The 14097-nt window shown below is 69.2% G+C and carries 10 protein-coding genes; 5 read left to right on the forward strand and 5 right to left on the reverse strand.

What is annotated here, in order from left to right; genetic code table 11:
* Position 1: 1 nt before the first annotated feature.
* Genes ACVFYP_RS13635 through ACVFYP_RS13645 form a run of 3 tightly spaced genes read right to left on the reverse strand, consistent with a single transcriptional unit; the run spans position 2 to position 4352 of the window.
* Complete coding sequence (locus ACVFYP_RS13635; protein WP_499200730.1) at positions 2 to 1165, reverse strand: acetate/propionate family kinase; 1164 nt, start codon at positions 1163 to 1165, stop codon at positions 2 to 4.
* Positions 1162 to 2568 (reverse strand): bifunctional enoyl-CoA hydratase/phosphate acetyltransferase, encoded by a 1407-nt coding sequence (locus ACVFYP_RS13640; protein WP_499200731.1) that lies wholly within the window; start codon positions 2566 to 2568, stop codon positions 1162 to 1164. The genes ACVFYP_RS13635 and ACVFYP_RS13640 overlap by 4 nt, the downstream gene beginning before the upstream one ends.
* A gap of 5 nt (positions 2569 to 2573) precedes the next feature.
* Positions 2574 to 4352 (reverse strand): PHA/PHB synthase family protein, encoded by a 1779-nt coding sequence (locus tag ACVFYP_RS13645; protein ID WP_499200732.1) that lies wholly within the window; start codon positions 4350 to 4352, stop codon positions 2574 to 2576.
* 210 nt (positions 4353 to 4562) lie between these two features.
* Between ACVFYP_RS13645 and ACVFYP_RS13650 the strand changes: the two genes are divergently transcribed.
* The 4 genes from ACVFYP_RS13650 to ACVFYP_RS13665 are packed head-to-tail and all read left to right on the forward strand — an operon-like array spanning position 4563 to position 9787.
* Positions 4563 to 4862: a phasin family protein gene (locus tag ACVFYP_RS13650; RefSeq protein WP_499200733.1), complete on the forward strand. Its 300-nt coding sequence runs from the start codon at positions 4563 to 4565 to the stop codon at positions 4860 to 4862.
* 19 nt (positions 4863 to 4881) lie between these two features.
* Complete coding sequence (locus tag ACVFYP_RS13655) at positions 4882 to 5955, forward strand: HlyD family secretion protein (RefSeq protein WP_499200734.1); 1074 nt, start codon at positions 4882 to 4884, stop codon at positions 5953 to 5955.
* Complete coding sequence (gene rbbA, locus ACVFYP_RS13660; RefSeq protein WP_499200735.1) at positions 5919 to 8678, forward strand: ribosome-associated ATPase/putative transporter RbbA; 2760 nt, start codon at positions 5919 to 5921, stop codon at positions 8676 to 8678. The genes ACVFYP_RS13655 and rbbA overlap by 37 nt, the downstream gene beginning before the upstream one ends.
* A gap of 2 nt (positions 8679 to 8680) precedes the next feature.
* Positions 8681 to 9787, forward strand: coding sequence for an ABC transporter permease (locus tag ACVFYP_RS13665; RefSeq protein WP_499200736.1), 1107 nt, complete (start codon positions 8681 to 8683; stop codon positions 9785 to 9787).
* Positions 9788 to 9854: 67 nt separating this feature from the next.
* Here the strand turns inward: ACVFYP_RS13665 and ACVFYP_RS13670 are convergent, their stop codons facing one another.
* A complete protein-coding gene (locus tag ACVFYP_RS13670) occupies positions 9855 to 12269 on the reverse strand; it encodes a recombinase (protein ID WP_499200737.1) in 2415 nt (804 codons plus the stop codon).
* A gap of 125 nt (positions 12270 to 12394) precedes the next feature.
* Positions 12395 to 13219 carry an IclR family transcriptional regulator gene (locus ACVFYP_RS13675; RefSeq protein WP_499200738.1) on the reverse strand — a complete coding sequence of 275 codons (825 nt, stop codon included), beginning with the start codon at positions 13217 to 13219 and terminating at the stop codon, positions 12395 to 12397.
* Between the two features lie 51 nt (positions 13220 to 13270).
* Between ACVFYP_RS13675 and ACVFYP_RS13680 the strand changes: the two genes are divergently transcribed.
* Positions 13271 to 14074 (forward strand): HpcH/HpaI aldolase family protein, encoded by an 804-nt coding sequence (locus tag ACVFYP_RS13680; RefSeq protein ID WP_499200739.1) that lies wholly within the window; start codon positions 13271 to 13273, stop codon positions 14072 to 14074.
* The last annotated feature ends 23 nt before the right edge of the window (positions 14075 to 14097 follow it).

The following is a 14097-nucleotide window of genomic DNA, read 5'->3' on the forward strand; positions in this document are numbered from 1 at the left end:
GTCAGGCTCCTTCCTCGCGCAGCAGGGACAGCGCTTCATCCGCCACCACCTGCTCCTCATCGGTCCGCAGCACCAGCACGGCGATGCGACTGCCGGCGGCGCTGATGGTTTCGGCATTCGCGGCATTGGCCGCTTCGTCCAATGCGACGCCCAGCCAGGCGAGGCGGGCGCAGACGGGCGCGCGGATTTCGGGCTGGTGCTCACCGATGCCGGCGGTGAAGACCAGCGCATCCAGCCCGCCCAGCGTGGTCGCCAGCCGCGCCACCTCGCCCGCGATGCGGAAGGTGAAGACATCCACCGCCTGTCGCGCTTCCGGTCGGTCGCTGGCCAGCAGGTCGCGGCTGTCAGCGCTGAGACCGGACATGCCGAGCAACCCGCTGCGACGGTTCAGCATGTCTTCCAGTGCCGCCAAGGTCAGGCCACCGGCTCCGAGAAGATGCAGCAGCACGCCGGGGTCGAGCGCGCCGGGGCGCGTCGCCATCGGGATTCCGTCCAATGTGGAAAAGCCCATCGAACTGTCTCGGCTGATGCCGCCTTCCAGCGCGCAGAGGCTGGCACCGCTGCCGAGATGCGCCACCACGACACGGCCTGCCGCCAGCGCCGGCATGCGCTGCGCCATCTTCGCGGCGATGGAGGCATAGGACAGGCCGTGGAAGCCGTAGCGCTTGATGCCTTCCTCGTGCAGCGCGCGCGGAATGGCGAAGCGGCAGACCTCATCCGCATGCTGGCGATGGAAGGCGGTGTCGAAGGAGGCGGTCTGCGTCAGCGCCGGGCGCAGCGCATGCAGCGCCTGGATCAGGCGCAGGCTTTGCGGCTGATGCAGCGGCGCGCGCGGGACCAGCGTCTCGATCGCCGCGAGGCTGTCGGCATCGATCCGGGCGGGGCCGGCAAAATCCTCCCCACCATGCACCACGCGGTGCCCGGCGACGGCCAGGCGCGACAGGTCAAAGCGCGTGTCGATCGCCGTCAGCACATCGGCCAGCATGGTCTCCGGCGTGCCGTTCAGCGCGATCCGCTGATCGTTGAACTGCAGAACCAGCGGCGCATGGCGTAGATCCAGCGCGCCGCCGGCCAGCCGGCAGGCCTGCCCTGCCCGAATGGCGAAAAGGCCGAGCTTCACGGTGGAGGACCCGGCGTTGAAGGTCAGCAGCAGCGGCTCGCTCATGGCGCGAGAACCCCACCCGCCGGCACCGGCGCGGCCAGCAGCTTCGCCAGGGCGGCGGAGGCGATGCGCGTGGTCAGCGAATCCGCGCGGCTGGTCAGGATGATCGGTACCCGCGCGCCGAGCACCAGCCCCGCGGCAGTGGCGCCCGCGAAATACAGAAGCTGCTTGGCCAGCATGTTCCCCGCTTCCAGATCCGGGACCAGCAGGATATCCGCCTGGCCCGCGACCGGGGAAGTGATGCCCTTGATGCGCGCCGCATCCGGGCTCACCGCATTGTCGAAGGCCAGCGGCCCATCCACCAGCCCGCCGGTGATCTGCCCGCGCGCCGCCATCACTGTCAGCGCCGCCGCGTCCAGCGTCGCGGGCATGCGTGGGTTCACCGTCTCCACCGCCGCCAGCACCGCGACCAGCGGCTGTTCCAGGCCGAGCCGGCGCAGCATGTCGATGGCGTTCTGACAGATGTCGCGCTTCTGCTCGAGCGTCGGCAGGATGTTGATGGCCGCATCGGTGATGACCAGGGGCTTTGCATAGGCCGGCACGTCCATCGCATAGACATGGCTGATGCGGCGTTCGGTGCGCAGGCCGGATTCCCGCGCCAGCACGGCGCTCAGCAGCTCATCCGTGTGCAGGCTGCCCTTCATCAGCATCGCGACGCGACCGGAAGCCGCCAGCTCCACACCCCGTGCGGCCGCGGCGTGGCTGTGCGGCACCGGGTCGATGACGATGCCATCCAGCGAGACCCGCGCCGCCTCTGCCGCCGCGCGGATCTTCGCCTCCGGCCCGATCAGCAGCGGTTCCAGCAGCCCTTCGTCGCGCAGCTCCACCGCCGCCAGGATGGCCGCGGTGGAACAGGGATGCACGATGCCGGCGGCGAGCATCGGCCCGCCCCGCGCGCGTTCGATGAAGGCGTCGTAGCGGTCATGCCGCCGGATCGAGATCTCCGGCAGTTCCGTGCGCGGCCAGGCGATGGCATTGGCCGGCGCGATCACCGTCGCCACGCCTTCCAGCACCTTCTCCCCCTTCTGGTTGGTGCAGACGGTGTCGAGCAGCACGATGCGCTTCGCATCCCGCTTTTCCCGCACCGTGACGGTCGCGGTCACCACGTCGCCGGGCGAGACGGGCTTCAGGAAGCGCAGTTCCTGCGCCAGATAGATCGTGCCCGGCCCCGGCAGCCGCGTGCCGAGCACGGCGGAGACCAGGGCGCCGGTCCACATGCCATGCGCGACGACATGGCCGAACAGGCCGGTGGCGGCGAAGGTGGCGTCGAGATGCGCGGGATTCACATCGCCGGAGACGCGGGCGAACAGCTCGATATCATCGCGACCTACGATGCGGACCAGCGAGGCGCTTTCGCCCGTCTGCATCTCGTCGAAGGTGCGGTTTCTGAGAAGCGGCTGGGTCATCATCCTCACCTTTGCAGCACATAGGTGCCGGGCGCGTCGTCTCGTGGTGGGTAGCCGGCCTCCGGCGCCCCCATGGGCGGTGGCGGCACGGAGTCCCCCGGCGTCTGCGCCTCCAGCCAATCGATCCAGGCCGGCCACCAGGATCCCTCCTGCGGCACGTGCAGCTCCATCCATTCCTCCGCATCCCGCCAGGCATCGCCCGGCTGGCGCGTGGTGATCCGGTAATGGCGGTGGGGGTGCCCCGGCTCACTGACGATGCCGGCATTGTGGCCGCCGCTGGTCAGCACGAAGGTCACCTGATCCGCATCCGCCAAGGCGTGGATCTTGTAGACCGACTTCCAGGGCGCGACATGGTCGCGTTCGGTGCCCACCGCGAAGACCGGCACGCGGATATTCTGCGGCGCCGCCGGCCGGCCATCCACCATCAGCCGACCCGCCGCGAATTCATTGTCGAGGTAGAGGCGGCGCAGATATTCAGCATGCATGCGATAGGGCATGCGCGTGGTGTCCGCGTTCCAGGCCATCAGGTCGATCATCGGCGCGCGCTCGCCCATGAGATAATCATGCACCATGCGCGACCAGATCAGGTCGTTGGAGCGCAGCAGTTGGAAGGCGCCGGCCATCTGGTCCGCGGCCAGGTAGCCGCGATCCCACATCATGCTGTCCAGCAGATGCATCTGGCTGTGGTCGATGAACAGCGCCAGCTCCCCCGGTTCGCTGAAATCGGTCTGCGCCGCCAGCAGCGTCAGCGAGGCCAGCCGGTTGTCGCCGACGCGCGCCATCGCGGCCGCGGCGATGGCCAGCAGCGTGCCACCCAGGCAGTAGCCGGTGGCATGGATGCGCTGCCCCGGCAGTATGGCCCCCACCGCTTCCAGCGCGGCCATCACACCCAGCCGGCGATAATCGTCCAGCGCCAGGTCACGATCCGCCGCCGTGGGATTGTGCCAGGAGATGCAGAACACCGTATGCCCGCGCGCCACGAGATAGGCGATCAGCGAGTTCTGCGCCGAGAGGTCCAGGATGTAGTATTTCATGATCCAGGCCGGCACGATCAGGATCGGCTCCGCCTTCACCTGCTCCGTCATCGGCGCGTATTGGATCAGCTCCATCAAGTGGTTGCGGTGAACGACGCGCCCCGGCGTGCGCGCCACGTCGCGGCCGACGACGAAATCCTCGGCCCCCAAAGGCGGCTGGCCGGCCATCGTCCGGCCGGCATCCTCCATCCAGTTCCGCATCCCTTGCAGCAGGTTCATGCCACCGGTCTGCACGGTGGCCTGCAGCACCTCGGGATTCGTGAAGGGCAGGTTGGCGGGCGAGAACATGTCGAGGATCTGCCGCGTCAGGAAGGACACCACCTCCTCATGATGCGGCGTCACCCCGGGCACATCATGGGTGACGTTGTGCCACCATTGCTGATTGAGCAGGAAGGCCTGCTGCCACAGGCGGAAAGGCCATTGCTGCCAGCCGGGGTGCTGGAAGCGCGTATCGCCTGGCAGGGGTGCGATGCACAGCGGGGCTTCCGGATGCAGGGCGCCCGCCGTCATCTCGCCGGCCAGCCGCGTGGCTTTGCGCAGCGCCTTTTGCAACAACTCCGCCTGCTTGCCGGGGGCGCGTGCCAAGTGGATGGACCAGTCGAACAGCGCCAATGCCAGTGCGGCACGCGAGATGCCGGAGGAGGATTTCGCGCTCAGCGCCTCCGCCATGCGGTCCATGGCCCGAAAGCCCTCGGTGCCGATCGGGTCCTCGCGCCGCGCCGTGCACGCTTCCGTGAGAGCCTTCGTCATGTCATGGATCCTTCACTGTCCTGGCCCAGAAGCCGCGATCGCGCATTCGTGAGATCGCAGCGCAGGACTGGCACCACGACAAATCGCGGCGGCCTTTGGCGTGCTGCGCAGTAGCGGCGGTGGCGGTCGGGAGTCCTTGACGCAGATCAATGCCTGGCGAGGCAGTGGCGCCTAGTCAGGTGCTTCCACCGCAAGAGGCAGGGATCGATCATGTCGAACCACAAGGCCGCCGCCGCGCCGCAGCCCGGCACCACCCCGGCGAACCCATTCCTCGCCACCGGGGACTGGACCAAGCCGATGATGGACGTGCCCGCCAAGTTGCAGGAGGAGGCGATGAGCTTCGCCGCGCAGCGGCTGCGCGCCCAGGCGGAGTTCCTGGAAGGCCTGGCCGGCTGCCGCAGCCCGGCCGAGATGATGGAGCGCCAGGGCCAGTTCCTGCGCTCGGCGATGGAAGCCTATTCGGCAGAAGCCGGCAGGTCGTGGAAGCTGTTGCAGGGTCCTGGCAACTGATCCAGTCCGGATACGCCGCATGATGGCCGGTGCCCGGCGCCACCTTCCTCTGGTGGCGCTGCTTCTGATCGTGGCCGTCGCAGCCTTCTATGGCTGGCGCGCCTGGCAGCCTGCCGGGCTGCCCAGCGGCATCGCCAGCGGCAATGGCCGTATCGAGGCGGTGGAAATCGACGTTGCCACCAAGCTCGCCGGCCGGTTGCAGGAGGTTGCGGTGCGCGAGGGCGACTTCGTGACCGCCGGCCAGGTGATCGCGCGCATGAACACCGACCAGTTGCAGGCACAGCGGCGGGAAGCCGAGGCGCAGCTCCGACGCGCGCGCATCGCCATCCGCACCGCCGGCAGCGTCGTCACGCAGCGCCAGGCGGAACGCATGGCGGCGGAAGCCGTGCTGGCGCAGCGCGAGGCGGAGCGGGAGGCAGCGGAACGGCGCGTCGCCCGCACCGAGCAGCTCGCCCGTGGCAACAACGCCCCGCTGCAACTGCTGGATGACGACCGCGCCCGCGTGCAGGGCGCCATCGCCGCCACCGGCGCCGCGCGCGCGCAGCTCGCCGCCGCCGAGGCCGGCATCGGCGCCGCGGAATCGCAGGTGGTGGATGCGGAAGCGGCGGTGGAGGCCGCGCAGGCCACGCTGCAACGGATCGATGTGGAAATCGCGGACAGTACGCTGCGCGCGCCGCGTGACGGCCGCGTGCAATACCTGGTCTCCCAGCCCGGCGAGGTGCTGGCCGCCGGCGGGCGCGTGCTGAACCTGATCGACGTCACCGACGTCTTCATGACCTTCTTCCTGCCGACCGAACAGGCCGGCCGCACCGCCTATGGCGCGGAGGGGCGCATCATCCTGGATGCGGCGCCACGGCTGGTGATTCCCGCCGAGGTCTCCTTTGTCTCCGACACCGCGCAATTCACGCCCCGCACGGTGGAGACGGCGCTGGAACGTCAGAAGCTGATGTTCCGCATCCGCCTGCGCATTCCCCCCGCCTTGCTGCGCCAGCATATGGAGCAGGTGAAGACCGGCCTGCCCGGCATCGCCTATGTCCGCCTCGACCCCGCCACGGAATGGCCGGCCGCCCTGCGGGCGACGATCGCGCCGTGACGACACCGCCGGTGGCGCGGCTGGAACAGGTCGTGCTGTCCCATGGCGCCAACAAGGCACTGGATGGGGTGACGCTGGACCTGCCCGCGGGCTGCGTGGTCGGCTTGATCGGGCCGGATGGCGTTGGCAAATCCAGCCTGCTGGCGCTGATCGCTGGCGCCCAGGCGATCCAGAAGGGGCGGGTGGAGGTGCTGGGCGGCGACATGGCCCAGGCCGCGCATCGCCGGCGCAGCGGGCCGCGCATCGCCTATATGCCGCAGGGCCTGGGCAAGAACCTCTACCCCACGCTCTCCGTCTTCGAGAATGTCGATTTCTTCGGCCGCCTGTTCGGCCATGGCAAAGCGGAGCGCGCCCGCCGCATCGCCGGGCTGCTGCGCAGCACCGGCCTGGCCCGCTTCGCCGACCGGCCGGCCGGCAAGCTGTCCGGCGGCATGAAGCAGAAGCTCGGCCTGTGCTGCGCGCTGATCCACGACCCCGAGTTGCTGATCCTGGACGAGCCGACCACCGGCGTGGACCCACTCTCCCGCCGCCAGTTCTGGGAGCTGATCGCGGCCATCCGCGCCGGCCAGCCCGGCCTCAGCGTGCTGGTCGCCACCGCCTACATGGAGGAGGCCGCGCGCTTCGACTGGCTGGTGGCGATGGAGGCTGGGCGCGTGCTGGCCACCGGCACGCCGGGCGACCTGCTGGCGCAGACCGGCGCTGTGGATCTGGACGCCGCCTTCATCGCCCTGCTGCCGGAGGCGCGCCGCGCCGGCCACCAGGCGGTGTCGATCCCGCCCCGCCCGGCGGCGGCGCAGGCGGAGATCGCGATCGAGGCCGAGCACCTGACCATGCGCTTCGGTGATTTCACCGCCGTCGACGATGTCAGCTTCCGCATCCCACGTGGCGAGATCTTCGGTTTCCTCGGCTCCAATGGCTGCGGCAAGACCACGACGATGAAGATGCTGACCGGCCTGCTGCCGGCCAGCGCCGGCACGGCGAAACTGTTCGGCCAGCCCGTCGCGGCGCAGGACGTCGCCGCGCGGCGGCACGTCGGCTACATGTCGCAGGCCTTCTCGCTCTATACCGAGCTGACGGTGCGCCAGAACCTCGACCTGCATGCCCGCCTGTTCAACCTGCCGCCCCAGACCATCCCCGACCGCATCGCCGAGATGTGCCGCCGCTTCGGGCTGGAGGAGGTGATGGAGGCGCTGCCGGAATCCCTGCCGCTCGGCATGCGGCAGCGCCTGTCCCTGGCCGTGGCGATGATCCATGCGCCGCGCCTGCTGATCCTGGATGAGCCGACCTCCGGCGTCGATCCGGTGGCGCGCGACGCCTTCTGGCGCATCCTGGCGGAGCTGTCGCGGCAGGATCAGGTGACGATCTTCGTCTCCACCCATTTCATGAACGAGGCGGCGCTCTGCGACCGCATCTCCCTGATGCATGCCGGCCGCGTGCTGGTCAGCGACACGCCGCAGGCGATCCGCGCGGCCCGCGGCGCGGCGACGCTGGAGGAGGCCTTCATCGATCATTTGCAGGAGGCGATGGGGGCGGAGGCCACGGCGCCCGAAGCGCCGCCGGCACCAGACGCCACGGCGCTGGCCCCAGCCCCGCGCAGCTTCGATCCGCGCCGCCTGGGCGCCTATGCGTGGCGGGAAGCGCTGGAGCTGCGGCGCGACCCGATCCGCACGGCCCTGGCGCTGATCGGCAGCCTGATCCTGATGTTCGTCATCGGCTATGGCATCAACCTGGATGTCGAGAACCTGACCTTCGCCGTGCTGGACCGCGATGGCAGCGCCGCCAGCCGCGACTACCGGGGGCAGATCGGCGGCTCCCGCTACTTCATCGAGCAGCCGCCGATCCTTGACTATGCCGATCTCGACCGGCGCATGAGGCGCGGCGAGATCAGTCTTGCCATCGAAATTCCCGCCGGCTTCGGGCGGGACCTGGCGCGCGGCCGGCCGGTGGAGATCGGCGCCTGGATCGATGGCGCCATGCCGACGCGGGCAGAGACGGTGCGCGGCTATGTGCAGGGCATGCATGCCGCCTGGCTGACCCAGCGCGCGCGCGAAGGCCACGCCGCGGCCGCGGCGCTGGGCAGCTTCACGCTGGAAATCCGCTACCGCTACAATCCGGATGTGCAGTCCCTGGTGGCCATCGTGCCGGCGGTGATTCCGCTGCTGCTGATGATGATCCCGGCCATGCTGGCGGCGCTGAGCGTGGTGCGGGAGAAGGAGCTGGGCTCGATCCTCAACTTCTACGTCACCCCGGTGACGCGGCTGGAATTCCTGCTGGGCAAGCAGGCGCCCTATGTGGCGCTGGCGATGATGAACTTCCTGATGCTGGCGGGCTTCGCCATCTTCGGCTTCGGCGTGAACTTCACCGGCAGCTTCCTGGCGCTGGCCACCGCCGCGCTGATGTATGTGGTGGCGGCCACCGCACTGGGGCTGGTGATTTCCGCCTTCATCTCCAGCCAGATCGCGGCGATCTTTGGCACGGCGCTGATCACGCTGATTCCCGCCGTGCAGTTCTCCGGCATGACCGATCCGGTGTCCTCGCTGGAAGGCGTCGGCGCGCTGATCGGGCAGGTCTATCCGACCAGCCATTTCATGACGATCGCGCGCGGCACCTTTTCCAAGGCGCTGAGCTTCGGCGATCTCGGCGGGTCCTTCCTGCCGCTGGCGCTGGCCGGGCCGGTGCTGATCGGCCTGGCCGCGCTGCTGCTGCGCAAGCAGGCGCGCTGACCATGCGCAATATCCTGCAACTGGGCATCAAGGAGTTGCGTGGCCTGGCGCGGGATGTGGTGCTGCTGCTGCTGATCCTGCATGCCTTCACCCTGGCCATCCACACTGCCTCCCGCGCCATGCCGGAAGCGTTGAACAAGGCGGCCATCGCGGTGGTGGACGAGGATCGGTCGCAGCTTTCCGCGCGGCTGTCCGGTGCCTTCTACCCACCCCATTTCACCCTGCCGCCGCTGATCACGGCGCAGCAGATGGACCGGCGGATGGATGCGGGGCAGGACACCTTCGCGCTCGACATTCCGCCGAACTTCCAGCGCGACCTGCTGGCCGGGCGGGTGCCGTCGCTGCAACTGAACATCGACGCCACGCGCATGACGCAGGCCTTCACGGGCGGCGGCTATGTGCAGTCCATCGTCAGCGAGGAAATCGCCAGCTTCCTCAACCGGCAGGATGGCGCCAGCATCACCACCGTGGGGCTGGCGCTGCGCGCGCGCTACAATCCGGAACTGAGCAAGGCCTGGTTCGGCGCCATCAATGAGGTGATTTCCTCCATCACCATGCTCTCCATCATCCTCACGGGCGCGGCGCTGATCCGGGAGAGGGAGCATGGGACGATCGAGCATCTGCTGACCATGCCGGTGACGCCCTTCGAGATCATGGCGAGCAAGATCTGGTCGATGGGGCTGGTCGTGCTGCTGGCGGCCACCTTCTCGCTGGTGGTGGTGGTGCAGGGGCTGTTGGAGGTGCCCTTGCAGGGGTCGCTGGCGCTGTTCCTGCTGGGCACCGCCTTGCAGCTTTTCGCCACCACCTGCCTCGGCATCTACCTGGCCACCCTGGCCGGGACGATGCCGCAATTCGGGCTGCTGTTGATCCTGGTGCTGCTGCCAATGCAGGTGTTGTCCGGCGGGATGACGCCGCGGGAGAGCATGCCGGAGGTCATCCAGACCATCATGCTGCTCGCGCCCAACACGCATTTCGTCATGCTGGCGCAGTCGGTGCTGTTTCGGGGCGCCGGGTTGGATGTGGTCTGGCCGCAATTGCTGGCGCTGGTGGCGATCGGCGGCGTGCTGTTCGTGTTGGCGCTGCGGCGGTTTCGGCAGTTCTTGCGGTAGCGTGTGGGGAAGGGGCGGTCACCCTGCCCTCTCCCCCCTTTGGGTGGAGAGGGTTCTTTTGGTGGCCTCAGATGGGGCAGACGCCGGAGGCGCATTGCAGATGCGCCAGGTCCACCGCCTCATGCAGCGCCGGGTCGTTGATGCCCTCGACCAGCGCCAGGAAGCGTTCCGGCGAAACCTCCTCCTCCGGCAGGTATTCATAGCCCAGCTCATTGTCCGGCCGGCTCGGCAGGATGGCGCAGCAACGGATCTCGGGCTGGTGCGTCAGCACCATGTCGCGGAAGGCCGCCAGATCGTGGCGGTCGGTGTAGATCTTCAGCGTGTAGGACACTTGATTGCCGCGCTCGGCGCCGATCCAGTGGCGTTCCAGCAGCGACAACCAGCGATACTGCGCGGCTGGCGCCGCTTCCGGCGCCGTCACCAGCTTCTCCGCCAGGCCCAGCCGTTCGATCAGCGACAGGGTCGGGAAGCCGACGATCGACATGCCGGGGAAGGAGGACAGGCTGCGGATGGGATAGCCGCGCGCCTCGTAGTCGCCCAGTAGCCGGTCGCTGTCCGGCGTCCAGCCGCCATCCTCCGCGCGGCTGCCCTTGAACTGCACCCAGCGCAGATAGTGGCGCCGCGCCGGTAGATGCGCGCCCTCCGTCAGGCCGAAGAGCTTGCTGGTGGTGCCGGCCGGCTTCACCGTGGTGACGGTGGCCGGCGGCGCCATGCCAAGCTCCGCCGCATAGCGGGAGGATTCCTGCTTCGCCGCGTCCGACAGGCGCGACAGCATCGCCCAGAAGGGGGCGGCGCGGTCTTCGTCCAGCAATTCGTCAAAGCCCAGACCCCAGCGCATCCAGGCCCATTCATGCAGGCCGGTCGGGCCGATGCCGATTCGGTTGGTGCGCGCGACCTCTGCCGCGTAGAGCGCATCCATGCGATTGGCGCGGATCAGGAAGCGCACGCCGAGCCGCACGCTGTCCTCCACCCGTGCATCCCATTCCTCCGCCATATCGGGCGGCAGGTCGCCGGGCGTCAGCTTCGTATAATCCGCCGGGCAGGCCAGCAGCGGCGCGAAATCGGCGATGACGCAATAGCCGCCGGTGACATGCAGCGTGATCTCGCCGCAGGGATTGGTGGTGGCCGGGAATTGCGCGGAGCTGGCGCGGCGCGCCACCTCGGCCAGCAACCCCACCGCATGGTCGGCCTGGTAGCGGGCGGAGCGCACATCGCGCCCATCCTCATGCACCGGCTTGTCCCAGGCGCTGCCGGTGCGGTGATCTTCCAGCCGGTCGCCGTTGATGAAGCCGGGCTCGCCATTGATGTAGCCGCAGCGCGTCGCTTCCTCGAACACCGTCAGCGCGTGGCGGTGCAGCGGGTCGGTGCTTCCGGCGCGGGCCCGCCGCACGCCGTCCCAGAAGGCGGCATCGACCATGACGGAGTTGTTGGCCGTCCACAGCCCGCCTTCGGACTTCACCCGGATGAAGCGCAGGATGCCCGGGTCGCGCCAGGACTTGGTCGCCATGCGCGCGGCCCGGCGGGCACCGCCCACCTGCACCTCCACCGACAGATGGTGGTCCACCAGCATCGCCTGTTCCCAGGGCGCCAGCTGGCGGCTCTTGGCCGGCTCAATCACCTGGGCGCGCAGATTGACGAAGGCGCGCATCAGGGAGAGGGGGCCGGAGGCCGGGCGGCCCTGCATGCCGCCGATCGGCGCACCGCAGGGGCGGATGGCGGAGAAGTCGAGCAGCAGGGTGCGGTCCGCCGCGCCCTCGAAGGCCAGGCTTTCCAGCAGCTCCACCGCCTTGCCCCAGCCTTCGCGGCTATCGGCCACCAGGTGATGGATCGCATCCGCCGGCGCCGCGCCAACCAGGAATTCGCGCGCGATCCAGCCGCGCAGATCGGCCTCCTGCGCCGCTGTCATCGATTCCAGCGAGGTGCCCCAGGGCAGAAGCTGAAAATCGAGCGCGAAGCGATGCAGCGTGGCGCGGTTCGCCGGCCAGTCCTGATGGCCGGAATCCAGCCGCAGCAGCAGCTTCGGCGCCCGCGCCCAATCCACCGCCATCAGCTCATCATCATAGGCGCGGCCGACGCCGCTGCCGTTCAGCAGCAGGTAGAACAGGCTGAAGGAGGCCGCGGCCGTGGCGCAGTTGGTAAAGACCTCCATGTTGCGGCCGTGCTGGTCGGCGTCGCCGTGCTGAAGGTGGCGGCCGGAGGTGATCAGCGCGCCGGTCGCGATGGCATTGCGCAGCCGCGCCTGTTCCACCGGATCGGCCGCCGCGCCGAGCAGCCCCATATTCCCCGCCGCCACACGATCCGCCACCCGGCCGAAATCCTCGGCGTCGCTGGGGCGGAAGACGGTGCGCCGCGCCACGGCCAGACCCATCCCCGCATCCAGCACCCGCGCTTGCACCGGCGGGCCCGCGAAGCGGGAACCCGGGGTCTGCCCAAGGGTCTGATAATGGCGGGCATAGGGGGCGCCGGGTAGGGAACCGTCCATCGTGAGCATCCTTCAACGCCGCTTCGACGCGGCGAAGGACACCATATATGGTTATCGACCGGCCGCAAGACCACCAGATGTGGTCGGGTAGCCGAATGAAGCGCCGGCGGCGCCCAGCCCAGACCTCAGCCCACGGCGCGGGCCGGCAGGGCGGAGAGCTGCACCTGGTCGGCGATGGCCGTGCAGGCCTGCCGCGCCGCCGCGATCACCTTTTCGGCAATCGCCAGGCGGTCCGCCTTGGGCACCAGCTCGATCTTGGCGGCGATGCCGATGCTGCCCAGCACGCCGCCTTCCGCATTGAACAGCGGGGCGGCGATGCCGATGACGCCGGGCAGGAATTCCGACTCGGTGATGCTGTGCCCCACCTCCCGGATACCGCGCAAAGCGTGCCGGAAGCTCTCCCAGTCCCCGCCCAGCCCGGCGGCCTCGATGGTGGCGCGGTGGCGGGCGAAGATCGCGCGAAGCTGGTGCGGCGGCAGATGCGCCAGGATGACCTTGGAGGCCGCCCCGGCGAAAAGCGGCCGGCGCTGGCCTCGGCTGAACAGCCCCTCCGGCGCGCCGGGCGCCGGGGCATCGGCCACGCACATGACGGTGCCGGAGAACAGCAGGCAGAGCAGGCCGGTCTGCCCCACCTCCTCCGCCAGCCGCCGCATCGCCGGCACGCCGCCGGCCGTCACCGGGTCACAGAGCCGCATGGTGCGGTCCAGCTCGATGATGCGCGGCCCCAGCATCCAGGCGCCGCCCGCCACCGGCGTCACCAGCCCCGCCGCCTGGAGCGCCTTGATGTAGCGATAGCAGGTGGAGCGGGAGGTGCCGGAGACGCGGATCAGATCCTCCGTCGCCCAGGCGGGAACGGTGGTGGTGAACAGATCCAGCAACCCCAGCATCTTTTCCAGACTGCTGGCGCCGCGACGCGGCTCCAGGGCGGCAACTGAAGAAAATCCCGTCATGATGGACAATCCAAAAACCCGGACATAGCGTCGGGCACGCGTGAGGAGGGAATGACTTTGAATGACACCGATATAGCCGCGAATGCGGCGCGGCGCAGGCTTGATGCCGGGGGGCTGGTCCTGTGCATGGGGCTGCGACAGGCGCGCAGCGTGGATATCGGCCAGATGGTCGCGGCCTGCGGCTTCGAATCGCTGTATCTCGACATGGAACACAGCCCGCTGGGGCTGGAGACGGTCTCCGCCATCTGCATCGCCGCCGCCGCCTGCGGCGTGACGCCCCTGGTGCGCCCGCCCGGCCATGGCGCGGAATGGATCGGCCGGATTCTGGATGGCGGGGCGCAGGGCGTCATCGTGCCGCATGTGAACACGGCGGCCCAGGCCCGCGCCATTGTCGCCGCCGCCCGCTTCCCGCCGCTCGGCCATCGCTCCGTCATGGGTCCCGGCCCCGGCACCGGTTACCGCGCCATGCCGTTGAAGCAGATCAACGCCACGCTGAATGCCGGGACGCTGGTGGTCTGCATGATCGAAACGCCGGAAGGCGTGGGGAATGCGGAGGCCATCGCCGCCGTTCCCGGTGTGGACATGCTGCTGATCGGCTCCAACGACCTCTGCACCGAGATGGGCATCCCCGGGGAGTTGCGGAACCCGAAGCTGCGGGAGGCCTATGTGACCGTCGCCGCCGCCTGCCGCGCCCATGGCAAGGTGCTGGGTGTGGGTGGCATTCGCGGCGATGTGGAATTGCAGCGGGACCTGATCGGCCTGGGCGCGCGCTTCCTGATCGCCGGCAATGATGTCGCCTATCTGATGGCCGCAGCCCGCGCCGATGCGGCGACGCTGCACCAGCTGCTGCCCTGAGGGTCCTTCCGCCCGGGCGGCCC

Source organism: Roseomonas sp. F4 (assembly GCF_053891155.1).

Coding starts and splice junctions, on each gene's coding strand:
- ACVFYP_RS13675 (WP_499200738.1), bottom strand. CDS start 13,219: ATGACGGGATTTTCTTCAGTTGCCGCCCTGGAGCCGCGTCGCGGCGCC.
- ACVFYP_RS13665 (WP_499200736.1), top strand. CDS start 8,681: ATGCGCAATATCCTGCAACTGGGCATCAAGGAGTTGCGTGGCCTGGCG.
- ACVFYP_RS13635 (WP_499200730.1), bottom strand. CDS start 1,165: ATGAGCGAGCCGCTGCTGCTGACCTTCAACGCCGGGTCCTCCACCGTG.
- rbbA (WP_499200735.1), top strand. CDS start 5,919: ATGGCCGGCCGCCCTGCGGGCGACGATCGCGCCGTGACGACACCGCCG.
- ACVFYP_RS13645 (WP_499200732.1), bottom strand. CDS start 4,352: ATGACGAAGGCTCTCACGGAAGCGTGCACGGCGCGGCGCGAGGACCCG.
- ACVFYP_RS13640 (WP_499200731.1), bottom strand. CDS start 2,568: ATGACCCAGCCGCTTCTCAGAAACCGCACCTTCGACGAGATGCAGACG.
- ACVFYP_RS13650 (WP_499200733.1), top strand. CDS start 4,563: ATGTCGAACCACAAGGCCGCCGCCGCGCCGCAGCCCGGCACCACCCCG.
- ACVFYP_RS13655 (WP_499200734.1), top strand. CDS start 4,882: ATGATGGCCGGTGCCCGGCGCCACCTTCCTCTGGTGGCGCTGCTTCTG.
- ACVFYP_RS13670 (WP_499200737.1), bottom strand. CDS start 12,269: ATGGACGGTTCCCTACCCGGCGCCCCCTATGCCCGCCATTATCAGACC.
- ACVFYP_RS13680 (WP_499200739.1), top strand. CDS start 13,271: ATGACTTTGAATGACACCGATATAGCCGCGAATGCGGCGCGGCGCAGG.